Origin of the sequence: Isoptericola cucumis, from assembly GCF_014635665.1 — a bacterium.
Lineage (GTDB): Bacteria > Actinomycetota > Actinomycetes > Actinomycetales > Cellulomonadaceae > Isoptericola > Isoptericola cucumis.
In genome coordinates this window covers 43078-68851 of sequence record NZ_BMDG01000007.1, presented here as the reverse complement: position 1 = coordinate 68851, position 25774 = coordinate 43078, and the positions used below count along the sequence as shown (strand labels likewise).

Genomic DNA, 25774 nt, shown 5'->3' with positions numbered 1-25774 from the left:
GTTGCTCCACTTCGTCGTGAGGCCGCCCGACCCGAGCGGCCCGGATGTGCTGTCTGGGCACCTCTGGGGGTGCCGGTCTCGGCACCACCTCCCGGTCGCCGGACGCTGGGCCCGGCCCGCTCGTGGGGTCCGACGAGCGGTGCGCCGGTGGCACCCCACCCGCCGTCGGATCCCTAGGCTAACCCGTCCGCGCTCGCCCGGTACACCGCTGGCGGTGGAGGGTCTGTGCCGGTGCGGCGCCGGCCCGGCGGCGGCGTCGCCGCGACGACCAGGGCGGCTACGACGTCCGCCCCGGCAGCCTCCAGCGCGCGCTCGCCGGCGGCCAGCGTCGCACCTGTCGTGACGACGTCGTCCAGCAGCAGGCAGGCCGGCGGGCCGCCGCCCGTCGGCAGTGCCCGCCCCCGCACGACGACCGCGTTCGCGAGGTTGCGCCCCCGCGCACGCGCCCCGAGGCCCACCTGGTCCGGGCCCCGCAGCCGCCGGAGCGCGGGCACGGCACGGGCCGCCACCCCGGCGCCACGCAGCCCGCGGACCACGGCCCGGGCGGGCGGTGCGAGGTGGTCCCGGCCGCGGGCGCGGCGCGAGGACGCGGTCGACGGCGCGGGCACGACGAGGACGGTGCGTCCGGCGGCCGCGTCGGCCACGGCCCCCGCGACCTGGCCGCCCGCGCGTTCCAGGGCCGGCGCGAGCACCCGGTCCAGGTCGACGCGGCCGTGGTCCTTCCAGGCGACGACGAGCCCTCGCACCTCGTCCGCGTACCGGGCGAGCGCCCAGACCGGCAGCGGCGCGACGCCGTCCAGCCGGTCGAGGCGCGGCGCCGTGGCCTCGGCGCGCAGCAGCGGCCCGTGCAGCAGCGCGGCGCACGCCGGGCAGCACGGCAGGTCCGGCCGGCCGCACCCGGGGCACGACACCGGCACCACGAGACGCGCGAGCTCGCGCGCCCAGAGGACCGGTGGCGCGGGCGCGGGACCGCGGGCGGTCGGCTCGGAGGGTGCAGGCACGTGCCGAGCCTGCCGGCCGCACGGGCCCCTTCCCCTGGCCCGCGGGCCACCTGGGGACGACGGCGCCCGTACGGCGCCTGCGGACAGACTCGGGGGCCCGCCCGCGGCCGGCCCGGTGCCGGCCGGCGCCGGCGGTGGTCAGCCCGGGTAGGCGACGAGGTCGACGTCCTCGGTCACGAGGGGCCACAGCGACGACGTCTGCCGCGAGAACAGGCTGCCGTCGCCGTCGAGCACCAGCAGGGCTCCCGAGCCGACCGACGCCGTGACCCACTGCGGGCCCGCGATGCCGGTCAGCGCCCGCGAGAGGCCGCCGGTCCCGGGCTGCCCGCCGACGCCGGCGAGGAAGACCGCCCGGTCGCCGTCCTCCTCGGCGCCGAGCAGCGCGAGGACCGCCTCCTCCTGCCACACCGCGAGGTCCACCTGCCCGACGGACGCGCCCACCTGCACGGGCGCGGACAGCCCCGTCGGGACGCCGTCCGCGTCCCGCTGGATGCCGGCCACGTGCACCAGCCGGCCGCTCGGGCCCGCGCTGACGACCGCGACGCGCGCGCCCTCCGGCGACACCCGCACCGACCGCACCGACCGCGAGTCCAGCCAGTCGACGTCGATCTCCTGCACCGCGCCGGACGCGGTCGCCACGGAGATCCGGTTGCCCCGCGCGCTCCAGACGGCCGCGTACCGGTCCACCGACGGCGCGACGAGGTCCTTGCCCGACATCACCGCCTCGGGGCCGGCCGCCGACAGGCGCACGATCCGGTCGTCGCCGTCGCGCACCACGACGGGCTCGGAGCCCGGTCCCACCGCGAGCGCCGTCGGGTCGAGGCCCGCGAGCGACGGCGCGTCGTCGAGGTCGCCGAGGGACTCCCCCTCGAACCGCTGCACCTTGCCGTCGGTGACGGCGAGGGCGTCGCCGACGGTCTGCGGCGTGGAGATCTCCACCTCCTCGGGCACCGCCAGCGGGGAGGTGCGGGCGGAGAGCTGCACGTCCCGCGCCTCCCCGCCCTCGACGAGCGTGGCCTCGAGCTGCGCGAGCGTGAGCGCGCGCTGCTCGGTCGTGGCCTGGGTGATCGGGGAGGTCAGGCTGACGTCGATCGTGCCGTCGTCGCCCACGGTCACGGCGTCGATCGCGAGGGACGTGCCCTCGGGCACGACCGTCGTGGTGGAGTCCGCGAGCCACTCGGGCGGGCCCGCGAGGATGGCGCTCGTCGCGTCCGTGCGCCAGGTCTGGCGGGGGAACCAGCGCACGTCCGGGACCCACCAGGCGAGGTCGGGCGTCGGGAAGTACAGGCTGGTGAGGTGGAAGGCCTGGCTGAAGAACGCGGTGGAGAGCATCAGCCCGTCGTCGAGCTGGGAGATGCGCCACTCGCCGTCCGCGCGCCTGGTCAGCGTGAACGGCAGCTCGATGGAGCGCGGTTCGGGCTCCTCCGCGTACACGCCGTTCTCGTCGAGGGTCGCGACCACGACGGCGGACGCCCTGACCGTCGTGGTGGTGGCGTCGTCGGCCACGTCGGCGGGGATGAGCTGCGGGCTCCCGTCCAGCACGAGGACGCGCGTGTACCGGTCCCAGCCGGTCCAGGCCGAGCGCGTGAGGTACTCCTGGGCGGCGGCGAACGACGCGACGGACGTCGGCCCCGCCTGCGCGTTGTTGAGGAAGCCCTGGACGATCACGTCGGGCTCGGCCCCGGGCGTGGGCCCCGCCGGGATGTACCCGATCTCGCTCGCCTGCTCGAGCTCGGCGGTCCCGTCCCGCACCGCGCCGTCGGTGGGGATGCGGGCGCAGGACGCCACCACGCCGAGGAGGAGCACCAGCAGCGCGGCGGCGGCCGTCGTGCCACCACGCCGGTCGCGTCGTCCGGAGCTCATCGGGTCCCCTCCTCGTGCACGGCACCGTCCACGGGGTCCACGGCGTCCGCGGGGCCGTCGGCCTCCACCGTACCCGCGTCGCCCGGCGTGCCCGGGGTGTCGGCGGCGTCGCCCGCCGCCAGCTCCGGGATCGCCGTGGGCGTCGGTCCCGTGGGCGGGTTCACCACCGGGATCTGGCCGGTGGGCAGCGACGTGACGCCGCGCGAGGGCCCGGTCAGCGGGACCGGCGACCGCTCGAGCCGGATCCCGGCGCGGCGCGGCAGCGTGAGCCGGAAGCTCGCCCCCTCGCCGGGCTTGCCCCACGCCTCGAGCCAGCCGGCGTGCAGGTGCGCGTCCTCGACCGAGATGGCCAGCCCCAGGCCGGTCCCGCCGGTGGTGCGCGTGCGCGCGGGGTCCGCCCGCCAGAACCGGTCGAAGACCCGCTGCAGCTGCTGGGGCGTGAGCCCGATGCCGTGGTCGCGCACCACGACCGCCACCGCCTTCGGGTCGGTGGCGACCGTCACCTCCACCGGCTTGCCCTCGGCGTGCTCCAGCGCGTTGACGACGAGGTTGCGCACGACCCGCTCCACGCGGCGCGGGTCGACGTCGGCGGTGGCCGGCTCCTCGGGCAGGGACACCGACAGGAACACGCCCTTGGACGCCGCGAGCGGCGCCGCCGTCTCGACCACGACGGACACGAGGTCGCGCAGGTCGCGCGGCTCGACGTCGAGCACGGCCGCGCCCGCGTCGAACCGGCTGATCTCCAGCAGGTCGGTCAGCAGCGACTCGAAGCGGTCGAGCTGCGTGACGAGCAGCTCCGCCGACCGCTCCGCCGCGGGGTCGAGGTCCTCGCGGGAGGCGTGGATGACGTCGCCCGCCATGCGGATCGTCGTCAGCGGGGTGCGCAGCTCGTGCGAGACGTCGGAGACGAACCGGCGCTGGGCGGCCGAGAGCTCCTCCATCCGCGCGATCTGGTCCTCGAGGTTCGCCGCCATCTCGTTGAACGTGCGCGCGAGCGTCGCCATCTCGTCGTGGCCCCGGCTGCCGGCCATCCGCTCGTCCAGGTGCCCGTCGGCCAGCCGGGCCGCGACCGTCGCCGCCCGGCGCACCGGCGCGACCGTCTGCAGCGTCACGACCCAGGTGAGGACGCCGACGAGGGCGAGGATGGCGACGGCGCCCACCGCCAGGGTGCGCTGCACGAACGCCAGCGTCTCCTGCTCGGCCTGCAGCGAGTAGATCGCGTACAGCTCGTAGGTGCCGATGGTCGGGACCTCGACCGTGGACCCGACGACCACGCCGGGCTCCGCCACCCCCGAGCCCGTGTACTCGGCCGGGAGCCGGACCGACTGCAGCACCTGCCCGCTGGACGACACGGTGGCCGCCCGCAGCTGCGGGCTGACCACGTCGTTCAGCCCGGGCTCGGTCGCGACGTCGAGCGAGCGGACGGGCAGGTCCGGCGCGCTCAGCAGCAGGAAGTCCTGGGCGCTCGACGCACCCGCGGACAGCGTCTGGATCATGGTGCTGAGCAGCGTCTGCAGGTCCGCCGTCGTCGTGGCCGGGGAGGACTGGAACGTCGTGCGCACCTGCTCGGTCATCGCGACGTTCTCCTGCTCGATGCGGTCCACCCGCTGCTCGAACAGGCCGTCGCGGATCGAGAACGACAGGTACACGCCGAGGAGGGCCAGGGCCACCACGCCGAGCGCGAGCGCCGACGTCACCACCCGTAGCTGGAGGGAGGACCGCCACCGCCGTGCCAGCGAGCGCGCGGTCGTGGAGAGCGCGTCCCGCCACCGCCGCAACGCCCGGCGGACGCTGCGCACGGCGGAGTCAGCGGGGGGCACCGGCCTTGTAACCCACGCCCCGGACCGTCAGGACGACCGACGGGTTCTCGGGGTCGCGCTCGACCTTGGACCGCAGCCGCTGCACGTGCACGTTGACCAGCCGCGTGTCGGCGCTGTGCCGGTAGCCCCACACCTTCTCCAGCAGCACCTCGCGGGTGAAGACCTGCCAGGGCTTGCGGGCGAGCGCGACGAGCAGGTCGAACTCCAGCGGCGTGAGGCTGATGCGGTGGCCGTCGCGGACCACGCTGTGGCCCGTGACGTCGATCTCGACGTCGCCGACGCGCAGCCGCTCGGGGCCCGGCTCGTCGGTGCGGCGCAGGCGCGCCCGGAGGCGGGCCACGAGCTCCTTGGGCTTGAACGGCTTGGTCACGTAGTCGTCGGCGCCGGACTCCAGGCCGAGGACGACGTCGACCGTGTCCGTCTTCGCGGTGAGCATGATGATGGGGACGCCCGACTCGGCGCGGATCTCGCGGGCGACCTCGATGCCGTCCTTGCCCGGCAGCATGAGGTCGAGCAGGACGAGGTCGGGCTGCTCGTCGTGGAAGGCCGTGAGCGCGCCGTCGCCGCTCGCGCAGAACGTCGGCTCGAAGCCCTCGGAACGCAGGACGATGCCGATCATCTCGGACAGGGCGATGTCGTCGTCGACCACGAGGATTCGGGACTTCATGGGGTCATGATGCCAGGCGGCAGCCCTCACCGGTGGAAACGTCGCGCCGCCGCGGGTTCGCGCGTACTAGGGTCGTGCTCACCGGCGGACGCGCAGCGTCCCGCCCCCGCCGCCCGGCCCACGTCCCGTGTCCGGGCCCACCGACCGCCCTGCAGCCCGGGAGGCCGCGATGTCCACCCCCGACCAGCCCGCCCCGCCGTCCGGCTGGGGCGACGCACCGCAGCCGCCCCGGTACGGCCAGCCCGGACCGGACGCCGCGCCTCCCGGCCCGCCGCCGGGCCAGCACGGGCAGGGTCAGTACGGCGGCGGCCAGTACGGCCAGGGCCAGCACGGGGGCCAGCACGGGCAGGGCCAGTACGGCGGCGGGCAGCCGGGGCCGGGTGCCCCGAACCCGTACGGCTCCCCCTACGGCCCGCAGGCGGCCAAGCCCGGCATCGTGCCGCTGCGTCCGCTCACGCTCGGCGAGATCTACGACGGCGCGTTCTCCGCGATCCGGCACAACCCCGGCGTGATGCTCGGTGTCGCCACGCTCGTCCTGCTGGTCGCGACGGTGCTGGGGGTGCTCGTCGGGCAGCTGGTGGTGCCGAGCCTGGCGGCGACCTTCGGTTCGGTGACGGCGGAGGAGCCCGAGCTCGCCGGCTTCGACACGATGTACGCCCAGGTCGTCGCCACGTCTCTCGGCTCCCTGGTGACCGTGCTGCTGGCCGCGCCGGTCGTCGAGGGCATCCTCACGGTGTCGGTCAGCCAGTCGGTCATCGGGCGCAAGCTCACGGTGCGCGAGGTCTGGTCCCGCGTCCGCCCGCGCGTCGGCGTCCTCATCGGCTGGGCGCTGCTGCGCACGCTGGGCGTCATCGTCCTGATGGCCGTGTGGACGCTCGTCCTCGTCCTGGTCATCGTCGGCCTCGGCGAGCAGGCGACCGGCGCGGCGGTCGCGCTGACGGTGCTCATGATCCTGGTCCTGATCGCCGGCGCCGTGTGGTTCGGCGTCCGCCTCGGCCTCGTCGCCCCGGCGCTCGCGCTCGAGGGCCGAGGGCTCGGCACGACGCTCGCCCGGGCCTGGCGGCTCACCCGCGGCTCGTTCTGGCGCCTGTTCGGCATCTACCTGCTGGCGTCGATCATCGTCAACGTCGCCTCCAGCATCATCACGTACCCGATCCAGCTCGGTTCCGGCTTCCTCAGCACGTCCGGGACGGGCGCTGCCACGCTCGGCACCGTCCTGACGCTGGTGCTCGCGACCGTGATCTCGACGGCCATCACGACGATCTTCCTGTCCTCGGTGGTCGCCATCCTGTACATCGACGTGCGCATGCGCCGCGAGGGTCTCGACGTCCAGCTCGCCACGGCCGCGGCCCAGCCCCAGGCCGGCGGCCCGTCGGGCACCACCCGGTGACCACCCCGGCGGCGGTCGGGCCCGCGCTCGCGGCCCTGTTCTCGGCCGCGACCTCGTACCTGCCCGAGGTGGCCCGCGCCGTGCTCACCGACGTCCCGGTGGACCCGGACCGCGAGACCGCCCACCAGTGGCTGCTTGAGGAGCTGTCGCGGCCGGAGTACGCGCAGTCCCCGTCGCTGCTGGAGCGCCTGCTGACCTGGTTCGGTGACCTGTTCGACGGGTTGCCCGCGTTCGACGGCGGGCGGCTCCCGCTGGCGATCCTGCTGGTGCTCGCCGTCGTGGTGGTCGCGCTGGTGGCCTGGCGCGTGGCGGGTCCGGTGCGGCTCTCGCGCCGCCCGCGCCGCTCGGTCACCGTGCTCGACGACGACTCGCGCACCTCCGCCGAGCTGCGGTCCGCCGCCGACGCCGCGGCCGCCCGCGGCGACTGGGCCGCCGCGGTGCTCGACCGGTTCCGCGCCGTCGTGCGCGGTCTCGAGGAGCGGGTCGTGCTGGACGAGCGCCCCGGCCGTACGGCCCAGGAGGCGGCGTCCGCGGCCGGCGCGCGGCTGCCGTCGGTGGCGGCGGGCCTGCACGACGGCGCCCGCCGGTTCGACGACATCTGCTACGGCACGCTGCCCGCCGGTCCGGGCGACGACGCCGCGATGCGCGAGCTCGACGCGCAGGTCTCCGCCCAGCGTCCGCCGCGGCCCGTCGTCGGTGCGGCGGCCGGCGGTGGCACCGGCGACGCGGAGGGCGGGTCGGCGCCGTGACCGCACCCGTCATGGACGACACCGTCGTCGCGCCCGTCGTCACCGGGGACGGGACCACCGCGGGCAGCCGCACCGCCCGCCGCTGGCACCGGGCCCGCTGGGCGGTGCTCGTGCTCGCCGTGCTCGCCCTGGTCGTCACCGTCCTCGCGATCTCGCGGCCCCCGTCGTCGACGACCGCCTACGCCCCCGACAACGCCCAGCCCACGGGCGCGCGGGCGACCGCCCAGGTGCTCGAGCACCAGGGCGTCGAGATCGAGCACGTCACCCGCGTGGCTGACGCGGTCGCCGCCGCCGGCCCGGGCACGACCCTGCTGGTCACCCCGTCGCCCTACATGCTGCCCGAGCAGGCCGACGCCCTGGCCACCGCCGGCGCCGACCTGGTCCTCGCGGGCGCCGGCGACGACCTGGTGCGCACCGTCTCCGAGGGCGCCGTCTCGCGCACGCCCGTCGGCGACCCGGTCGGCCCCGTCGCCCCACGGTGCGACCTGCCGGTGGCGCGCGCCGCCGGTGACCTGACCCTCGCGAGCGGGCTGCGCGCCGCGACCGGCGCGTCCTCGGACGTCACGCTCTGCTGGCCCGGGGACGACGGCGCGGGGCTCGCCCAGGTCGCGGTACGCCCCGCCCTCGACGGCGGCGGCGTGCCCGGCGACGTCCGCCCGGTGACGCTCGTCGACGACCCGTCGTTCCTGCGCAACGACGCCGTGCTGGACGACGGGAACGCCGCCCTCGCCCTGGGCCTGCTGGGCGGCCACGAGCGGCTGGTGTGGCTCGTGCAGGACCCGCTCGACATCACGACCACGCGCGAGGACGACGACCCCTCGGCCCCGACGGGCTCGCTGCTGCCGCCCTGGGCCGGCACGGTCGGGCTGTGGGCGCTCCTGGTCGCGCTCGTCGCGGCCGTGTGGCGCGGCCGCCGGCTCGGCGCCGTCGTGCCCGAGACGCTGCCCGTCGTCGTGCGCGCCTCCGAGACGACCCGCGGGCGCGGGCGCCTGTACCGGCGCGCCCGGTCCCGCGGGCACGCGGCGGCCGGCCTGCGGGCCGCGGCCGCCGAGCGCGTCGCGCGGCGCCTGGGCGTGCCCCGGTCCGCCGACGCCACCGCACTCACCGACGCCGTCGGGCGCGCCACCGGCCGCCCGCCGCAGGAGGTCGTCGACCTGCTGTACGGTCCCCCACCGGCCGACGACGAGGCGCTCACCGCGCTCGCCCGCCGGCTCGACATCCTGGAGAGCGAGGTCCACCGATCGTGACGACCCCCGACGACACCCCGACGCCCGCCGCCGAGGCCGCACCGGCGAGCGAGCAGCCCAGCGAGCAGCCCAGCGAGCAGCCCAGCGAGCCGCCGACCGAGCAGGCCGCTGCCGGCGCGCCGGCCGCCGCGTCGCCGTCGCGCGAGCTGCGCACCGCGCTCGCGGGCGTGCGCCAGGAGGTGGGCAAGGCGGTGGTCGGCCAGGACTCCGCCGTGACGAGCCTGCTCATCGCGCTGCTGTGCTCCGGGCACGTGCTGCTCGAGGGCGTGCCCGGCGTGGCCAAGACGCTGCTGGTGCGGGCCCTGGGCGCGTCGCTGGACCTGTCCACCAAGCGGGTGCAGTTCACGCCCGACCTCATGCCGGGCGACGTCACGGGCTCGCTCGTCTACGACGCCCGCACCGCGGAGTTCTCGTTCCGCGAGGGCCCGGTCTTCACGAACCTGCTGCTCGCCGACGAGATCAACCGGACGCCGCCGAAGACGCAGGCCTCCCTGCTGGAGGCGATGGAGGAGCGGCAGGTGTCCGTCGACGGCGTCCCGCGCCCGCTGCCGGACCCGTTCGTCGTGATCGCGACCCAGAACCCGGTGGAGCACGAGGGCACGTACCCGCTGCCGGAGGCCCAGCTCGACCGGTTCCTGCTCAAGGTCGTGCTGCCGGTGCCGGACCGGGACCACGAGATCGAGGTGCTCGCCCGTCACGCCGCCGGCTTCGACCCGCGCGACCTCGCGGCCGCGGGCGTGCGCGCCGTCGCCGGCGCCGAGGTGCTGGGCCGGGCCCGGGCCGAGGTCCGGGAGGTACAGGTCGCGCCCGAGGTGCTCGGGTACGCCGTCGACGTGTGCCGCGCGACCCGGCAGTCGCCGTCGCTGTCGCTCGGGGTGTCGCCGCGCGGCGCCACCGCCCTGCTCGCGACGTCCCGGGCGTGGGCGTGGCTGTCCGGGCGCTCGTACGTCACGCCCGACGACGTCAAGGCGCTCGCCCACCCGACCCTGCGCCACCGCGTGCAGCTGCGGCCCGAGGCGGAGCTGGAGGGCGTCACCGCCGAGAGCGTGCTGTCGTCCGTGCTCGCCTCGGTGCCGGTCCCCCGATGACCGCGCCCGGACCCGGATCGCCCGCGAGGTCGGTGCGATGGCGCTGACCTGGCGGGCCGTGGCCCTGGCGGCCCTCGGCGTCGTGCCCGTCGTGCTGTTCCCCGTGCCGGGGACGGTCCTCGTGTGGGCGCTCGTCGTCGCCGCGGCGTGCGTGGTCGACGTCGTGTGGGCGGCGTCCCCCCGCGACGTCGCGCTGCAGCGACGGGTGCCGCGCGCGGTGCGGCTCGGCGTGCTCACCCGCTCGGAGCTGGTGCTGACCAACACGTCCCGGCGCCGGCTGCGCGCCGTCGTGCGCGACGCGTGGCCGCCGTCCCTCGTGACCGACGCGCCGGCGCGCACCGCGGGCGGCCCCGTGCTGGCCCGCTCCGCGCGGCACGACGTCCGGCTGGCCGCCGGCGAGTCGGCGCGCGTGCGCACCCCGCTGCGGCCCACCCGCCGGGGCGACCGGACCGCCGGGCCCGTGACGGTCCGGTCGCTCGGACCCCTCGGCCTCGCGGGGCGCCAGGCCTCCCTGCCCGTGCCGGGCACGATCCGCGTGCTGCCCGAGTTCTCCAGCCGCCGCCACCTGCCCTCCCGGCTCGCCCGGCTGCGGGAGATGGACGGCCGCGCCGCCGTGCAGGTGCGCGGCGAGGGCACCGAGTTCGACTCGCTGCGCGAGTACGTGGTGGGCGACGACGTGCGCTCCATCGACTGGCGGGCGACCGCGCGACGCAGCGAGGTCGTGGTGCGCACCTGGCGGCCGGAGCGCGACCGCCGCGTCGTGGTCGTGCTGGACACCGGCCGCACCTCCGCCGCCCGCATCGGCGGCACCGGGCCCGAGCCCGCGCCGGACGCCCCGACGGAGGCGGCCGAGCCGGACGACACGACCGAGCCGACGCTCGGCGGCACGCGGCTGGAGGCGAGCGTCGAGGCGGCGCTGCTGCTGTCCGCGCTCGCCGACCGGGCCGGCGACCGCGTCCAGGTGCTCGCCTACGACCGCGCGCTGCGCACCCGGGTGGCGGGGGCGTCGGGGCCACGGCTGCTGCCCGCGCTCGCCGACGGCCTGGCCGTCGTGGAGCCCGCGCTCCTCGAGACCGACTGGACCGGGCTGGTGGGGCAGGTGCGCTCCCGGGTCTCGCAACGGTCCCTGGTCGTGCTGCTCACGACGCTCGACCCCGCCGCGGTCGAGACCGGCCTGCTGCCGGTGGTCGGGCAGCTCACGGGAACCCACCAGGTCGTCGTCGCGTCGGTGGCCGACGCGGAGGTCGCCCGGCTGCGGGCCGACCGGTCGTCGTCGGCCGCCGTCTACGACGCCGCCGCGGCCGCCCGCGGCGACCTCGAGCGCTCGGCCGTCTCGGCGGTGCTGCGCCAGCACGGTGTCGAGGTCGTCGAGGCGATGCCGGACGAGCTCGCCCCGCGGCTCGCCGACACGTACCTCGCGCTCAAGGCCGCCGGGCGCCTCTGACGCCCGGGCGCCGACCGCGACCTCCCCGCCGGCGCCCCGCTCGTCGGGCCCGCCCGTCAGCCCGCCGTGGGCACGACCTCGCCGGCGCGGTCGGCGTCCAGGTCACCGGTGAACCCGGCCTGCGTGGCCCGCCGCCCGAGGACCAGCACGTACGTCCAGAACGCCGCGAGCGCGAGGGCGCCGATCGCGATCTTGAGCCACCACGGCAGGGCGGAGCCCGTGACGAACCCCTCGACCAGGCCGGACAGCGCGAGCGCCCCGGCGAGCCCGACGGCCACGGTGATCAGCGCGCGCCCCTCCTGCGCGAGGGCCACGACCCGGCGCCGCGGGCCGGGGTCCACCCAGGTCCAGAAGATCCGCAGGCCCGCGGCTCCCGCGACGAAGACGGCCGTGAGCTCCAGCAGCCCGTGCGGCGCGATGAGCTGCAGGAAGACGTCCAGCTCGTCGTAGGCCGCCATCATCCCGCCGGTGGCGCCCACCGACACGGCGTTCTGCAGCAGCACCCACACGGGCCACACCCCGGTGATCCCGAGGCCGACGCACTGCGCCGCGATCCACGCGTTGTTGGTCCACACCATGGCGGCGAACGACGCCCCCGGGTCGTAGTACGACGCGAAGGCGTTCTGGACGTACTCCTCGCGCTCCGACGGCGTGCCCATGGCGGCGAGCGCCTCCGGCTGGGTCGCGACCCACACCCCGGACACGACGCCGATCGCCAGGCAGCCGACGATGACGGCGAGCGACCACCACCGGATCCGGTACAGGGCCGCGGGGACGTCGACGGCGACGAACCGGGTCACGTCGGACCACGCCGGCTCGTGCGTGCCGCCGATGCGCACGCGGGCGCGGGTCAGCAGGTCGGAAAGCCGCGTGACGAGCACCGGGTCGGGGGCCGCCGAGCGCACCGTGGACAGGTGCGTGGCGACCGCCTGGTACAGGCGCACCAGCTCGTCCGCCTCGGCGCCGTCGAGCCGGCGCCTGCGTGCGAGTCGGTGCAGCCGGTCCCACTCGTCGCTGTGCACGGCGGTGAAGGCATCGAGGTCCACGGCCGCTAGCCTTCCACACGGGACGGGTCACGACGGCTCGGCTGCACAGGCCGGCTGCACAGGCGGGAGAGACACATGCACGACGGGATCCTCATCGGCGAGGGAGTGGTCCTCGACGCGCGCCCGGCGTCCTTCGTGACGCGGGCGCTGGCGGCGCTGCTGGACCTGGCCGTCGTCGGGATCGTCGTCCTGGCCGTGGTCCTCGTCGGCTACCTGCAGCTCGGCTCGCTGGACGAGCAGTGGCTCCGGGTCGTCTTCGTCGTCCTGTCGGTGGTCGTGATGGTCGTCGTGCCCGTCACGGTGGAGACGCTCACCCGCGGGCGCTCGGTGGGCAAGCTCGCCGCGGGCCTGCGGGTGGTGCGCGACGACGGCGGCCCCGTGCGCTTCCGCCACGCGTTCGTGCGCGCCCTCGTCGGGGTGGGCGAGCTGTGGCTCACCTTCGGCAGCGTCGCGCTGATCACGTCCCTGGCGAACGCGCGCGGCAAGCGGCTCGGCGACATGCTCGCGGGCACGTACGTCATCCGGGTGCGCGGCGGGCGCGGCTGGTCGGTGCCGCTGGCGATGCCGCCGGAGCTGGCGGCCTGGGCGCGGACCGCCGACATCCGCCGGCTGCCGGACGGGCTCGCGCTGGCCTCGCGCCAGCTGCTCGACCGGGCGCCGCGGCTCTCCGCGGCCTCCCGCCGGAGCCTCGCCGACGAGCTCGCCGGGCGCGTCGAGCCGTACGTGGCCCCCGGGCCCCCGGCGGGCACGCCCGCCGAGGCCTTCCTGCACGCCGTCCTGCACGAACGGCGCGACCGCGAGCTGGCCCGCGGCCGCGCCGAGCACGAGCGCGCGCGGCTGCGCGCGCAGTCGCTGCACCGCCTCCCCTACGGCGTGCCCGACCCCCGCTGAGGCACGGTCCGGCGCCGGTCCTCGAACCGGCCGAAGGCCCGGACCAGCACGAGGAGCACCAGCAGGTAGGCGGCGAACCAGACGGGTCGCGACGCCCACCAGTCGGCGCCCCACGACGCGGGCAGCTCCTGCCCGAGGCCGAGCAGCGCGGCCCCCACGACGGCGAACATCGCCGTGAGGTGCCACAGGTAGACCGTCATCGACCGGCGGGCCAGCGTCGAGGTGACGGCCCGGCCCCCGGGCGACGTCGCCCAGCGCACGGCCGCCCGGCGCGCGAGCAGCACCGCGCACACCAGCGCGACGGCGTGCGTCACGATCGGCGCCGTCGGCGGCCCGAGGTTGGAGATCGTGTCCCCCGGCATGCCGATGAGGCTCCGCGGGTACGGGCCGACGGCGACGAGCACCGCCGTCGTGAGCGCCGCGGCGAGGCCGACGGCGACGAGCACCGCGCGGCCACCCCGTCCGGACCCGGCCTCCGGGCGCCGCGGCTGCGAGCGCTCGGTGGCGTACGCGACCCCGGCGACGAAGGGCGCGGCCCAGGCGAGCACCACGTTCACCCCGGCCAGGGCGGCCGTCGTGTCCCCCGGCAGCCCGAACCGCAGCGCGTCGACGGCGAGCGGCAGCGCGACGGCGAGGGCGAGCGCCCCCCACCGCCAGCGCCGCCAGGCAGCCTGCAGCACCGGCACGAGGGCCAGGAGCACCACCCACACCGCGAGGAACCACAGGAGCTGCGGCGCCATCCGCGCCATCCGCCACACCGCGTCGTCCGGGACGCCGGCCGCCAGCAGCACCGCCACCCCGGCGCCCCACGCGACGACGAACGCGCCCACCGGCCGGGCGACGGACCGCAGCGCGGAGCCGAGGACGCCCGACCAGCCACGGCCCGCCGTCGCCGTGGCGACCCGCTGGTAGGCGCCCGACGCGCCCGACGCGAAGAAGAGCAGCGCCAGCGGCTGGCCCCAGGTGAGGACCCAGGCGCTGCCGTGCCCCAGCGCGTTGCCCACCTGCAGGGTGGACCCGTCCCACGTCGCCTCCGCCATGAGCCAGTGCAGCAGCACGACCGCGACGGTGCCGATCGCGCGGACGACGTCGACGAACGGGTCGCGCGGCACCCGCCGCGACCGCCCTCCCGCAGGCGGGGCGGACCGCACCGCCCGCGGCGGCGCGCCCGGGAGGACGGCGGGTGGTGCGGGGGCGGGTGCGGCGACTGCCATGACGGGCTCCGTAGGCTCGAGGGCTTGACCCCTCCAGCCTCGTGACCTGCATGTTCACGAGGAATCCGGCTGGCCTCCGGCCCCGGGCGGCGCATCCCCCGGCCCGGTGCGGGGGAATCCCCCACTACGCCGCTGCGCGGGCACCCCCACGGCGACGACGTCGGTCAGGCGTCGACGCCGAGGTAGCGCAGCACCGCGCGCACCCGCCGGTGGTCGGCGGAGTCCTGCGGCAGGTCGAGCTTGGTGAAGATGGACGCCACGTTCTTCTCCACCGCCCCGTACGACAGGTACAGCTCCTGGGCGATCGCCCCGTTGGACCGGCCCAGGGCCATGAGCTCGAGCACCTCGCTCTCGCGCGGCGTCAGCCTCGACATGCCGTCCTCGGCCGTGCGGTGCGCGCCCATGAGCTGGCGCACCACCTCCGGGTCCAGCACGGTCTCCCCCGCGGCGACACGGCCCAGCGCGGCGACGAACTCGCCCACGTCCGCGACCCGGTCCTTGAGCAGGTAGCCGACGCCGTGCGGGTCGCCCTCCAGCAGCCGCGACGCGTACCGCGTCTCGACCCATTGCGAGAACACCAGCACGGGCAGCCCCGGGTGCAGGGCGCGCAGCGCCTCGGCCGCGCGCAGCCCCTCGTCGGTGTGGGTGGGCGGCATCCGGATGTCGGCGACCAGGACGTCGGGCAGGTCGTCGGCGGCCGCGAGCGCGGTCACCTCGCGCACCAGGGCGTCGCCGTCGCCCACGGCGGCGACGACGTCGTGGCCGCGGCGGGCGAGCAGCGCGACGAGGCCGTCGCGCAGGATCGCGGAGTCCTCGGCCACGACCACGCGCAGCGCCGGCCGGGACGTGTCGGGCGCCGTCACTGCCCGTCCGAGAGGTTCAGGGGAATCGTCACGGTGACCACCGTAGGCCCGCCGGCCGGGCTGACCACCCGCAGGGTGCCGTCGACGCCGGAGAGCCGGTCGGTCAGGCCCGCCAGGCCGCTGCCCCGGCCCGAGGAGTCGGGGGCGCGCACGCGGGCCCCGCCCACGCCGTCGTCGTGCACGCGCAGCACGAGGGCGCGCCCGGCCGGGCCGCGCCCCTCGGCGAGGGGCTCGATCCCGGCGACGACGTCGACCCCGCTGGCGCTGGCGTGGCGGGTCGCGTTGGCGACCAGCTCGGCGACGGCGAAGTACGAGATCGCCGTGACGCTGGCGGGCAGGTCGGCGGAGTCCAGCCCGACCGCGTGCACGCGCACCGGCAACGCCGCCCGGGCCGCGAGGGTCTCGAGCGCGACGGACAGGCCGGCGTCCAGCGCCGGGGGCCGGATGCCGCGGGCGAGCTCGCGCAGCTCCGCGAGGGTGTCCTTGGTGCTGGAGTGCGCGGTCTCCAGCACCGCGGCGAGCTCCGCCGGGTCGGCGCCGTCGCGCACCAGCTCGCGCGCCTCGCCGATCTGCATCGCCACCGCCACCAGGTGCGCCTGCGTGCCGTCGTGCAGGTCGCGCTCGATGCGGCGCAGGCGCGCGTCGGCGTCCTCGACGGTCACCGCGCGGGCGCGCTCGACGTCGGCGACCCGCATGCTGGCCCGCGTGGGGCCGAGGAGGCTCGCGGCGAGCAGCGCGAACAGGGTCACGAAGATGCGCTGCACCTGCGGCCACAGGTAGAGCAGGATCACGCCGGCGGCCATCAGCATGAGCTGCCGCGACGGGGTGTCGACGAACCAGTCGGTGCCGAACGACGCCCCGCGGTGCAGCGTCCCGTCGGACGCGCGCTGCAGCGGCAGCCACTGCGACCAGAGCCAGTGCGTCATGCTGCCGGCGGCGACGGCGAGGAGGACGGTGCTCACGACGAACCCCACGAGGGCCAGCGGGAACGTCACGACCATGTACAGCAGCGCGCGCCAGGCGGTCGCGTCGCCCAGCATGCTGCCCAGGCGGCGCCAGAACCCGCGACGGGGCGAGCGGGGGAACGGTGCGGCGACGTCGACGCCGAGCAGCCGCCGCGCCATCCGCCGGTACATCGAGCCCCAGCCGCGCGTGCCGAGCAGCACCCCGCCCGCGACGAACAGGCCCACGACCGTTACGGCGATGCCCGCGGTGAGCGCCAGGGTGAAGAGCGCGTACGCCAGCGCGAACGGCGCGACCAGCACCGCGACCCACAGGTAGCCGTACGCGCGCCACGTGCGCCGGTCGAACGGGGCGAGGAGGAAGGGCGGCCCCGCCGCGGCTGGCGTCGTCGTGCTGGTCATGGTGGCGGTCATGGTGCCAGGATCGCGACGACGACGCCGCCGGGCCACGGGGCGGGCCGCCGTCCCGGGCGGGGGCAGTCCCCCGCCCGGGGACGGCGCCGCCGTCGCTCAGTAGCGATAGTGCTCGGGCTTGTACGGCCCCTCGACAGGCACGCCGAGGTAGTCGGCCTGCTCGCGGCTCAGCTCCGAGAGCCGCACGCCGAGGGCGTCCAGGTGCAGGCGCGCGACCTTCTCGTCGAGCACCTTGGGCAGCCGGTAGACCTGGCGGGCGTACTGGCGCTCCTGGGCGTCGCGGGCCATGTCGGCGAACAGCTCGATCTGCCCGATCACCTGGTTGGCGAACGAGTTCGACATGACGAACGACGGGTGTCCGGTCGCGTTGCCCAGGTTGAGCAGGCGCCCCTCGGACAGCACGATGAGCGACCGCTCGCGGCCGCCGCCCCCGGGCCCCGTGCCGGCCGGGAGCGTCCACTCGTGCACCTGCGGCTTGATCTCCGTCTTGACGACGCCCGCCACGGCGGCGAGGCCGGCCATGTCGATCTCGTTGTCGAAGTGGCCGATGTTGCCGACGACGGCCTTGTCCTTCATCGCGAGCATGTGCTCGACCCGCACGACGTCCTTGTTGCCCGTCGTCGTGATGAAGAAGTCCGCCTGGTCGACGACGTCCTCCAGCCGCGCGACCTGGAAGCCGTCCATCGCGGCCTGCAGCGCGCAGATGGGGTCCACCTCGGAGACGATGACGCGCGCGCCCTGACCGCGGAACGCCTCCGCGGCGCCCTTGCCGACGTCGCCGTAGCCGGCGACGAACGCGACCTTGCCGCCGATGAGGATGTCGGTGGCACGGTTGATGCCGTCGGGCAGGGAGTGGCGGATGCCGTACTTGTTGTCGAACTTCGACTTGGTGACCGAGTCGTTGACGTTGATCGCCGGGAACAGCAGCTCGCCGGACTCCGCCAGGTGGTACAGGCGGTGGACGCCCGTGGTGGTCTCCTCCGTGACGCCGCCGATCGCCTGGGCGACCGTGGTCCAGCGCAGCGGGTCGGACTCGAGCGCGCGGCGCAGCACCCCGCGCACGACGTTCATCTCGTGCGTGTGGTCGGGCTCCCCGGGCAGCGTGTCCGGCGGGACGACGCCCGCGCGCTCGTACTGCAGGCCCAGGTGCACCAGCATCGTGGCGTCGCCGCCGTCGTCGAGGATGAGGTTCGGGCCACCCTGGTCCCCGTCCCCGGGCCAGACGAGGATCTGCTCGGTGCAGTCCCAGTACTCCTCGAGGCTCTCGCCCTTCCAGGCGAAGACCGGGACGCCCTGCGGGTCGTCCGGCGTGCCGTGCGGGCCGACGGCGATCGCGGCGGCTGCCTCGTCCTGGGTGCTGAAGATGTTGCAGCTCGCCCAGCGCACCTCGGCGCCGAGGGCCACGAGCGTCTCGATGAGCACGGCGGTCTGCACGGTCATGTGCAGCGACCCGGCGATGCGGGCGCCGGCCAGCGGCTGCGACTCGCCGTACTCGGCGCGCAGCGCCATGAGGCCGGGCATCTCGTGCTCGGCGAGCCGGATCTGGTGGCGGCCCGCCTCGGAGAGCGCGAGCGAGCGGACCTTGTAGCGGCCCGGCACCTCGTCGAAGCCGGACGTGGCGGTGGGTGCCTCAGCGGTGGTGGACACGGTGACCCTCCCAGGGAGTCGCGGAGTCGTTCATGGGTCATGACGTGCGCGCTGGGGGCTCCCGTCTGCGCGTGGCCCGCCGTCGTCGGCGCGAGCCAGCACCCAGAGTAGTCCGCGGTGCCTCGGGGACGCAGCGAGGCCGGCACCCGAGTCGGGTGCCGGCCTCGTCGCGGCGTGCCGGAAGGTCAGCCGTTCTGCGACGCGCGGTAGCCGGCCTTGCGGGCCGCCGCTGCCGTGGTGAAGCACTCCTCCGGGGCGGTCGCCTTGTAGTACCGGCCGCCCGGCACGTGGTAGATCCAGTCGCCCTTCTTGGCCGTCGTCCGGTTGCCCTTGATCGGCGCCCACGTCGGGCAGTTCTTCTGGCTGATCGGCGACGTGCGCGAGGGCTTCTTGCCCTGCTTGACGACGAGCTTCTGGGCCTTCGTCTTCACCTTGTCCTTCGACCAGACCTTGGCGCCCGTCGACGGCTTGATCGTGTACGTGCGGTAGGTGACGTTCGTCCGCACCCGGTAGGTGCCCGCCTTGAGGGCCACCTTCTTCTTGTTCTTCGCGATGTGCTTGCCGTGCTGCGCGACGGTGAGGGTCGCGGACTTCACCGAGACCTTCCCCTTGCGGGTGACGCGCGGCTTGACCGTCGCCTTCTTCTTGTAGGGCGCGGTCTTCGTGCCGATCTTCTTGATCGTCAGCGAGGTCGCGGACGTCGCGGCGGCGGCCGTCGGCGCGGCTGCGGTCGCCGGCACGACGGCGAGCGGAGCGGCCAGCAGCGTCACGGCCGTGACGAGGGCGACGAGGCGGCCGCGACCGCGCGCGGGCATGGGGTGGTTCACGGTCTGCTCCTGGGGTGCGCCGACGGGGCGGGCGGGGGCGTGGTGCGACACCGGTGCCGCACCGGCAGGACGGTGGGGGCGTGTCCTGCCTGAGGTGCGGACGGTGTCGCGCGTCAAGTATCCGACGGAAACGCCGGAACCGGCAGGAAAGCGCGAGAGATCACCCGCCTGCCGAGGGTGAACTTCGCCCGTCGACCGCCCGGGCCTCCGGCCGTGCGGATCTCGTCGACCGCGCTCGTGCCGACGCCGTCCGGTCCGGACATGAAGCGGCACAGACCGCGGCTTGACCCGGGCGGCGCGACGCCTGACCGCCCCTTCGTGGCACGATGGTGGACAAACGCCCAGGTCGTGAGGCAGATCACGGCAAAGATCACATTCGAATAACGATGACGGAGGCCTTTCAGCCCTGGTTTCGACGGTGAAACCCCAGCGCACAGCCGAATATGGGGGCAATATGGTCCCGAAGGAGCAGTTAGCCACGGCCCCTGTCGACGTTGCAAGGTGCATGTTGCCCTTGTGCCCACCCGATCCCGGAAGCACGGCAACTCGTGACCGGCGCTCGACGTCGTCCGGTGAGACCGTGGGTGCGTCCGAACGTGATGGAAGGTGGCGAGCCCTGCCCGTATGACGGGAGACAGCAGTACCACCCCAGCGCCCGCCGAGGCCCCCGCGGTCTCGGTGCGCGGCGTCTACAAAGTCTTCGGCCCCAAGCCCGGCGAAGCCGTGCGGCGACTGCAGGCCGGTTCCTCGCGCGACGAGGTGAAGAGCCTCGGCACCGCCGCGGTGATCGACGCGAGCTTCGACGTCGCGCCCGGCGAGATCTTCGTCGTCATGGGCCTGTCCGGCTCCGGCAAGTCCACCCTCATCCGCATGCTCAACGGCCTGTGGGCGCCGACGGCGGGCGACGTGCTGCTCGGCGACGCCAACCTGGCCAAGGTGGACGGCAAGCAGCTGCGCGCGCTGCGCCGCAGCCGGGTGTCCATGGTGTTCCAGCACTTCGCCCTCCTGCCGCACCGCACGGTGCTCGAGAACGCCGCCTACCCGCTGGAGATCCAGGGGGTCGGCAAGGCCGAGCGGCAGCAGAAGGCCCAGGAGGCGCTCGACATGGTCGGCCTCAGCGGCTGGGCGGACTCGCTGCCCTCCCAGCTCTCGGGCGGCATGCGCCAGCGCGTCGGCCTCGCCCGCGCGCTAGCCGCCGACACCGACGTCCTGCTCATGGACGAGGCCTTCAGCGCCCTCGACCCGCTGATCCGCTCGGAGATGCAGGAGCAGCTCCTGGAGCTGCAGGAGAAGCTCGGCAAGACGATCATCTTCATCACGCACGACCTCAACGAGGCCATGCACCTCGGCGACCGCATCGCGGTCATGCGTGACGGCCGGATCGTCCAGATCGGCACGTCCGAGCAGATCCTGTCCGACCCCGCCAACGACTACGTCGAGAAGTTCGTCGCCGACGTCGACCGGTCCCGCGTGCTCACGGCGTCGTCCGTCATGCAGCGCCCCCGCGTCACCGTGACGATCGGGAGCGGGCCGCGCCTCGCCGCGCGCGAGATGCGCGACGCCGACGTGACGTCCGCGTACGTCGTGGACCGCAAGCGCACCCTCAAGGGCCTGGTCCACGCCGAGGCCGCGGTGCCCGCCGCCCGGGAGGGCGTCGAGAAGCTCGAGGGCCTCGTCGACCCCGACGTCGTGACCGTGCACCCGGACACCCCGCTGGCCGAGCTCTTCGCGCCCGCCGCCGGGACCTCCGTCCCGCTCGCGGTGGTCGACGACGAGGGCCGCCTGCTCGGCATCGTGCCCCGCGTGACGCTGCTGGAGGCCATGGCCCCCGGCGACAACGGCAACGGCAACGGTGACGACAGCAACGGTGACGACAGCCCCGAGAGCGCAGCCGACAGCACGCCGGCGGAGGTTCTCGCGGACGGCGACCACCCGACGGAAGGAGCCTCGGCATGATCGCCGCCGCCACCGACACGGGGACGTTCGTCCCCCGCATCGAGCTCGGTGCCTGGGTCGAGTCCTTCATCAGCTGGATGACGGACACGTTCGACCCGGTCTTCGACGCGATCAAGACGTTCTTCGAGTCGACGTACGACGGGCTCGCGTGGGTGCTCAGCACTCCCCCGTTCTTCGTCGTCGCCCTGGTGCTGGCCGCGCTCGCCTTCTGGGCGCGCGGCTGGAAGCTCGGCATCGGCACGTTCCTGGGCTTCTGCCTCGTCGCGGCCATGAACCAGTGGGACAACGCGATGGAGTCCCTGGCGCTGGTGATCGTGGCCTCCGTGGTCGCGCTGGTGGTCGGGATACCGCTGGGCATCTGGGCCGCGCGCAACGAGCACGTCTCGCGCGTCGTCCGGCCGATCCTCGACTTCATGCAGACGATGCCGGCCTTCGTGTACCTGATCCCGACGGTCGTCATCTTCCTCACCGGCCCCGTGCCGGGCATCATCGCGACGGTCATCTTCGCGATCGCGCCGGGCGTCCGGTTCACCGAGCTGGGCATCCGGCAGGTCGACGCCGAGGTGGTCGAGGCCGGCCGCGCGTTCGGCTCGACCGACCGGCGCATCCTGCGCCAGATCCAGATCCCGCTGGCGATGCCCACGATCATGGCGGGCGTCAACCAGGTGATCATGCTCGCGCTGTCCATGGTCGTCATCTCCGGCATGGTCGGCGCCGGCGGCCTCGGGGACGACGTCGTCGCGGCACTGCAGCGCGTGGACGTCGCGCTCGGGTTCGAGGCCGGCCTGGCCGTGGTGATCCTCGCGATCTTCCTTGACCGCGTGACCTCGGCGCTGGCCGACCGTGCCCCCGTCGCGAAGGCACTCAAGGCCACGCGCTGAGCCCGTTGACCTCAGCCCGCCCGGCCGGCCCGGCGCGGGGAACGACAAGGAAGGACATCATGACTTTCGGACGTAGCACCCGACGGTTCGCCGCCATCGGCGGCACGCTGGCCCTGGCGGTCTCCCTGGCCGCCTGCAGCTCCGACGAGCCCGAGGCCACGAACGGCGAGGGCGGGGACGAGAAGGAGATCTCGATCGGCATCCCCTCCGGCTGGGACGAGGGCATCGCCGTCTCCAACCTGTGGATCTCGATCCTCGAGGAGAAGGGCTACGAGGTCGAGTCGCAGACCGCGGACGTCGGCGTCATCTACACCGGCCTCGCGGGCGGCGACTTCGACCTCACGATGGACGTGTGGCTGCCCTACACGCACGCCGCCTACGAGGAGAAGTACGGCGAGCAGGTCACCGACCTCGGTGTCTGGTACGACAACGCCAAGCTCACCATCGCCGTGAACGAGGACTCGCCCGCCAAGAGCCTCGAGGACCTGGCCAAGATGTCCGACGAGTACGGCAACAAGCTCGTCGGCATCGAGGCGGGCGCCGGCCTCACCCAGATCACCCAGGACGAGGTCATCCCGACCTACGGCCTGGAGGGCATGGACTACTCGATCTCCTCGACCCCGGCGATGCTCGCCGAGCTCAAGGGCGCGACCGACGCCGGCGAGAACATCGCCGTCACCCTGTGGCGCCCGCACTGGGCCTACGACGAGTTCCCCGTGCGCGACCTGGAAGACCCGGAGGGCGCGCTCGGCGAGGCCGAGGAGATCCACATGTGGGGCGCCGAGGACTTCGGCGACCGCTACCCGGAGCTCCAGGGCTGGCTGAAGAACTTCACCCTGGACGACGAGCAGCTGTTCTCGCTCGAGAACCTCATGTTCAACAACGAGGAGTACGCGGACGACCCGGAGGCCGCCGTCGACGCGTGGCTCGAGGAGAACCCCGACTTCGTCGACCAGGTCACCGGCGGCGCCGCGAAGTGACCTTCCCGCCGAGGTAGCACGGATCGCGCCGGGGTGGTGCGGGCCTTCGGGCCCGCACCACCCCGGCGCTTTCTCGTCCCCGGCCCGATCCGCCCGGCCCCGCGCGTCCCGGCCCGGCGGCGACGGTCGGTACGGTGACCTGGTGCCCCGCTCGTTCCTCGGCCCGCTCGGCCGCGACCATGACCGCCTGCACCTGGTCCTCATGCTCGCCCTCACCTTCTCCACCGGCATCGCGGACGCCGTCGGCTACCTCGGCCTGGACCGCGTGTTCACCGGCAACATGACGGGCAACGTCGTCATCCTCGGGATGGCGCTCGCAGGCGGCGACGACCTGCCCGTCGCCGGGCCGCTGCTGGCGCTCGGCACCTTCATGGCGGGCGCCGTCGTCGCGGGGGTCGTGCTGCGGCCGGCCCCGGTGGGCTGGACGTCACGCACCACGGGGATGCTCGTCACCGTGGGCCTGGTCCTCGCCGCGATCGCGGTCGTGCTCGTCGTGAGCGACGACGACCTGCCGCACGGCGTGCAGCTCACCGTGACGGGGCTGCTGGCGTTCGCGATGGGCACGCAGGCCGCGACGGCGCGGCACCTGGCGGTCAAGGACGTCACGACGGTCGTCGTCACGTCGACCATCACCGGCCTGGCCGCCGACTCGCGCCTCGCGGGCGGGCACGGCGACAACGCCGCGCGACGCATCCTCGCCATCGCGCTCATCTGCGCCGGGGCCGCCGCCGGCGCCCTGCTGCTGCAGGCGCACCTCGCGTGGGGCGTGGCGGTGAGCGCCGTGCTCACGCTCGCCGTCGCCGCGCTGGGACACCCGTTCGGACACACCTCGGAGGAAGCCTGATGACGTTCACGCCGCCCGGCACGCACCCCACCCGACCCGACCTGCGCGGCACGTTCGGCATGGTGTCGTCCACGCACTGGCTCGCGTCATCGAGTGCCCAGTCGGTGCTGGAGCGCGGGGGCAACGCCTTCGACGCCGCCGTCGCCGGCGCGTTCGTGCTGCACGTCGTCGAGCCGCACCTCAACGGCCCCGGCGGGGACATGACGGCGGTCTTCGCGGCGGCCGACGAGCCCGCCCGCCCGCGCGTGCTCGTCGGGCAGGGGCCGGCACCCGCCGGCGCCACGGTCGCGCACTACCGCGACGTCGAGGGCCTCGACCTCGTCCCGGGCTCGGGCGCCCTCGCCGCCGCCGTGCCCGGCGCCGTCGACGCCTGGCTCCTCCTGCTGCGCGACCACGGCACCTGGACCGTGGCCGACGTGCTCGCCACCGCGACCGGCTACGCCCGCGACGGCCACCCCGTCCTGGCCGGCGTGTGCCGCACCGTCGAGGGCGTCGCCGAGCTGTTCCGCGAGCACTGGCCCACGTCCGCCGAGCGCTGGCTCCCGGGCGGCCGGGCGCCGCGGCCGGGCGAGCTCGTGACGAACCCGGAGCTCGCCGCCGTCCTGGACCGGCTGGCCGCCGTGGCCGACGCCGCCGCGGCCGGCGGCGCGTCCCGGGCAGCGGCCGTCGACGCCGCCCGCGACGCCTGGCGCACGCTCGTGGGCGAGGCGGCCGAGGAGTTCCTGCGCACCCCGCACCGGCACTCCGACGGCCGCGACCACGCCGGCGTGCTCACCGCGGCGGACGTGGCCGCGTTCGAGGCCTCCTCCGAGGACGCCACGACGATCGACTTCCGCGGGCACACCGTGGCCAAGACCGCCGCCTGGGGCCAGGGGCCGGCGCTGCTGCAGGCGCTGTGCATCCTCGACGGGTTCGACGACGAGCGCCTGGACCCCTCCACCGAGCTCGGCGCCCACACCGTCCTCGAGGCGCTGAAGCTCGCCCTCGCGGACCGGGACACCTGGTACGGGGACGGCGGGCACCAGGACGGCGCGGAGGACCGCGTGCCGCTGGACGTGCTGCTGTCGCCGGAGTACGCGGCCGCGCGCCGCGATCTCGTCGGGGAGCGGGCGTCTCACGACGTGCGCCCGGGCGCCGTGGCCGGGCGGACCACCCCGGCCGTGCCGCCGCTGCGCACCACGTACGCGACCGACATGCCTGCTGCCGCCCTGCCGGGCGCCCCGGCGGGCGGCGCCGCGGGCGTCGGCGAGCCCACGGTGGTCCTTCCCGCCGCCGCGGCGTCTGCGGGCGACGGCCTCGAGACCGACGCCGCCGGCGCGACCCGCGGCGACACCTGCCACCTGGACGTCGTGGACCGGTGGGGCAACATGATCAGCGCGACACCGTCGGGCGGCTGGCTGCAGTCCTCCCCCACCGTCCCGGGGCTCGGCTTCGCTCTCGGCACGCGGCTGCAGATGACGTGGCTCGACGAGTCGTCGCCCTCCCGCCTGGAGCCGGGGCGCCGACCGCGCACCACGCTCACGCCCACGCTCGTGCTGCGCGACGGGGAGCCCGTGCTCGCGTGCGGGTCGCCCGGCGGCGACCAGCAGGACCAGTGGCAGCTCGCGTTCCTGCTGCGCGTGCTGGTGGGCGGCTACACGCCGCAGGAGGCGATCGACGCGCCCGCCCTGCACACCACGTCCGCCCCGGGGTCGTTCTGGCCGCGCACCTGGACCCCCGGCGGCGCGGTCGTGGAGGACCGGCTCGGCGCCGACGTGCTGGCCGGTCTCGCCGACCGCGGGCACGTGCTCACCCTCGCCGGCGACTGGGCGCTCGGCCGGCTGTCCGCCGTCACCCGCGACCCGGCCACGGGCGTCCTGGGCGCCGCGGCCAACCCCCGGGGGGCGCAGGGGTACGCGACGGGCCGCTGACCGCGCGCCCGAGAGCCGCGCGCCCGAGAGCCGGGCGGCCACGTCCCCGTCGATCTCATCCGCCGCCGTC

At 75.3% G+C, this 25774-nt stretch carries 21 protein-coding genes; 11 read left to right on the top strand and 10 right to left on the bottom strand.

The window, feature by feature from the left end; all coding sequences use genetic code 11:
* Window positions 1–173: 173 nt before the first annotated feature.
* From IEW03_RS11445 to mtrA, 4 genes are all read right to left on the bottom strand, one after another.
* Window positions 174–1001, bottom strand: a complete 828-nt coding sequence (locus IEW03_RS11445; protein ID WP_188523821.1) for a ComF family protein — start codon at window positions 999–1001, stop codon at window positions 174–176.
* 138 nt (window positions 1002–1139) lie between these two features.
* Complete coding sequence (locus IEW03_RS11440; protein WP_188523820.1) at window positions 1140–2864, bottom strand: LpqB family beta-propeller domain-containing protein; 1725 nt, start codon at window positions 2862–2864, stop codon at window positions 1140–1142.
* Window positions 2861–4684 (bottom strand): MtrAB system histidine kinase MtrB, encoded by a 1824-nt coding sequence (gene mtrB, locus IEW03_RS11435; RefSeq protein WP_188523819.1) that lies wholly within the window; start codon window positions 4682–4684, stop codon window positions 2861–2863. The genes IEW03_RS11440 and mtrB overlap by 4 nt, the downstream gene beginning before the upstream one ends.
* A complete protein-coding gene (mtrA, locus tag IEW03_RS11430) occupies window positions 4671–5351 on the bottom strand; it encodes an MtrAB system response regulator MtrA (protein ID WP_188523818.1) in 681 nt (226 codons plus the stop codon). The genes mtrB and mtrA overlap by 14 nt, the downstream gene beginning before the upstream one ends.
* A gap of 169 nt (window positions 5352–5520) precedes the next feature.
* On the opposite strand from mtrA, the gene IEW03_RS11425 reads away from it, so the two are divergent.
* The 5 genes from IEW03_RS11425 to IEW03_RS11405 are packed head-to-tail and all read left to right on the top strand — an operon-like array spanning window position 5521 to window position 11269.
* Window positions 5521–6741 carry a DUF7847 domain-containing protein gene (locus tag IEW03_RS11425; RefSeq protein WP_188523817.1) on the top strand — a complete coding sequence of 407 codons (1221 nt, stop codon included), beginning with the start codon at window positions 5521–5523 and terminating at the stop codon, window positions 6739–6741.
* Window positions 6738–7490: a DUF4129 domain-containing protein gene (locus tag IEW03_RS11420; RefSeq protein ID WP_229737932.1), complete on the top strand. Its 753-nt coding sequence runs from the start codon at window positions 6738–6740 to the stop codon at window positions 7488–7490. The genes IEW03_RS11425 and IEW03_RS11420 overlap by 4 nt, the downstream gene beginning before the upstream one ends.
* A complete protein-coding gene (locus IEW03_RS11415; protein ID WP_229737931.1) occupies window positions 7487–8737 on the top strand; it encodes a DUF4350 domain-containing protein in 1251 nt (416 codons plus the stop codon). Before IEW03_RS11420 ends, IEW03_RS11415 begins: the two co-directional genes overlap by 4 nt.
* Entirely contained in the window at window positions 8734–9825 is a 1092-nt protein-coding gene (locus tag IEW03_RS11410) for an AAA family ATPase (protein WP_188523816.1), read from the top strand. Before IEW03_RS11415 ends, IEW03_RS11410 begins: the two co-directional genes overlap by 4 nt.
* Before the next feature lie 37 nt (window positions 9826–9862).
* Window positions 9863–11269 carry a DUF58 domain-containing protein gene (locus IEW03_RS11405; protein WP_188523815.1) on the top strand — a complete coding sequence of 469 codons (1407 nt, stop codon included), beginning with the start codon at window positions 9863–9865 and terminating at the stop codon, window positions 11267–11269.
* Between the two features lie 56 nt (window positions 11270–11325).
* On the opposite strand, the gene IEW03_RS11400 is transcribed toward IEW03_RS11405, so the two are convergent.
* Window positions 11326–12315 (bottom strand): stage II sporulation protein M, encoded by a 990-nt coding sequence (locus IEW03_RS11400; protein ID WP_188523814.1) that lies wholly within the window; start codon window positions 12313–12315, stop codon window positions 11326–11328.
* 75 nt (window positions 12316–12390) lie between these two features.
* Here IEW03_RS11400 and IEW03_RS11395 point away from each other — a divergent pair, with 75 nt between their 5' ends.
* Entirely contained in the window at window positions 12391–13206 is an 816-nt protein-coding gene (locus IEW03_RS11395) for an RDD family protein (RefSeq protein WP_188523813.1), read from the top strand.
* On the opposite strand, the gene IEW03_RS11390 is transcribed toward IEW03_RS11395, so the two are convergent.
* From IEW03_RS11390 to IEW03_RS11370, 5 genes are all read right to left on the bottom strand, one after another.
* Window positions 13182–14420: an acyltransferase family protein gene (locus tag IEW03_RS11390; RefSeq protein ID WP_188523812.1), complete on the bottom strand. Its 1239-nt coding sequence runs from the start codon at window positions 14418–14420 to the stop codon at window positions 13182–13184. The two genes, IEW03_RS11395 and IEW03_RS11390, sit on opposite strands and share 25 nt — an antisense overlap.
* Before the next feature lie 164 nt (window positions 14421–14584).
* On the bottom strand, window positions 14585–15253 hold the full coding sequence (locus tag IEW03_RS11385; RefSeq protein WP_188523975.1) for a response regulator transcription factor: 669 nt from the start codon (window positions 15251–15253) through the stop codon (window positions 14585–14587).
* Between the two features lie 26 nt (window positions 15254–15279).
* Window positions 15280–16659 carry a sensor histidine kinase gene (locus tag IEW03_RS11380; protein ID WP_188523811.1) on the bottom strand — a complete coding sequence of 460 codons (1380 nt, stop codon included), beginning with the start codon at window positions 16657–16659 and terminating at the stop codon, window positions 15280–15282.
* A 96-nt stretch (window positions 16660–16755) separates the two neighbouring features.
* The gene (gene ahcY, locus IEW03_RS11375) at window positions 16756–18306 is read right to left on the bottom strand and encodes an adenosylhomocysteinase (protein ID WP_371870620.1); all 1551 of its coding nucleotides are present in this window, start codon (window positions 18304–18306) and stop codon (window positions 16756–16758) included.
* Window positions 18307–18491: 185 nt separating this feature from the next.
* Complete coding sequence (locus IEW03_RS11370) at window positions 18492–19133, bottom strand: sunset domain-containing protein (protein WP_188523810.1); 642 nt, start codon at window positions 19131–19133, stop codon at window positions 18492–18494.
* 624 nt (window positions 19134–19757) lie between these two features.
* Here IEW03_RS11370 and IEW03_RS11365 point away from each other — a divergent pair.
* From IEW03_RS11365 to IEW03_RS11345, 5 genes are all read left to right on the top strand, one after another.
* Window positions 19758–21089, top strand: a complete 1332-nt coding sequence (locus IEW03_RS11365) for a quaternary amine ABC transporter ATP-binding protein (RefSeq protein WP_188523809.1) — start codon at window positions 19758–19760, stop codon at window positions 21087–21089.
* A complete protein-coding gene (locus IEW03_RS11360; RefSeq protein ID WP_188523808.1) occupies window positions 21086–21970 on the top strand; it encodes an ABC transporter permease in 885 nt (294 codons plus the stop codon). The genes IEW03_RS11365 and IEW03_RS11360 overlap by 4 nt, the downstream gene beginning before the upstream one ends.
* Window positions 21971–22029: 59 nt before the next feature.
* Window positions 22030–22950, top strand: a complete 921-nt coding sequence (locus tag IEW03_RS11355) for a glycine betaine ABC transporter substrate-binding protein (RefSeq protein ID WP_188523807.1) — start codon at window positions 22030–22032, stop codon at window positions 22948–22950.
* A 142-nt stretch (window positions 22951–23092) separates the two neighbouring features.
* Entirely contained in the window at window positions 23093–23794 is a 702-nt protein-coding gene (locus IEW03_RS11350) for a YoaK family protein (protein ID WP_308808209.1), read from the top strand.
* Window positions 23794–25704, top strand: coding sequence for a gamma-glutamyltransferase family protein (locus tag IEW03_RS11345; RefSeq protein ID WP_188523806.1), 1911 nt, complete (start codon window positions 23794–23796; stop codon window positions 25702–25704). The genes IEW03_RS11350 and IEW03_RS11345 overlap by 1 nt, the downstream gene beginning before the upstream one ends.
* Window positions 25705–25774 lie beyond the last annotated feature (70 nt).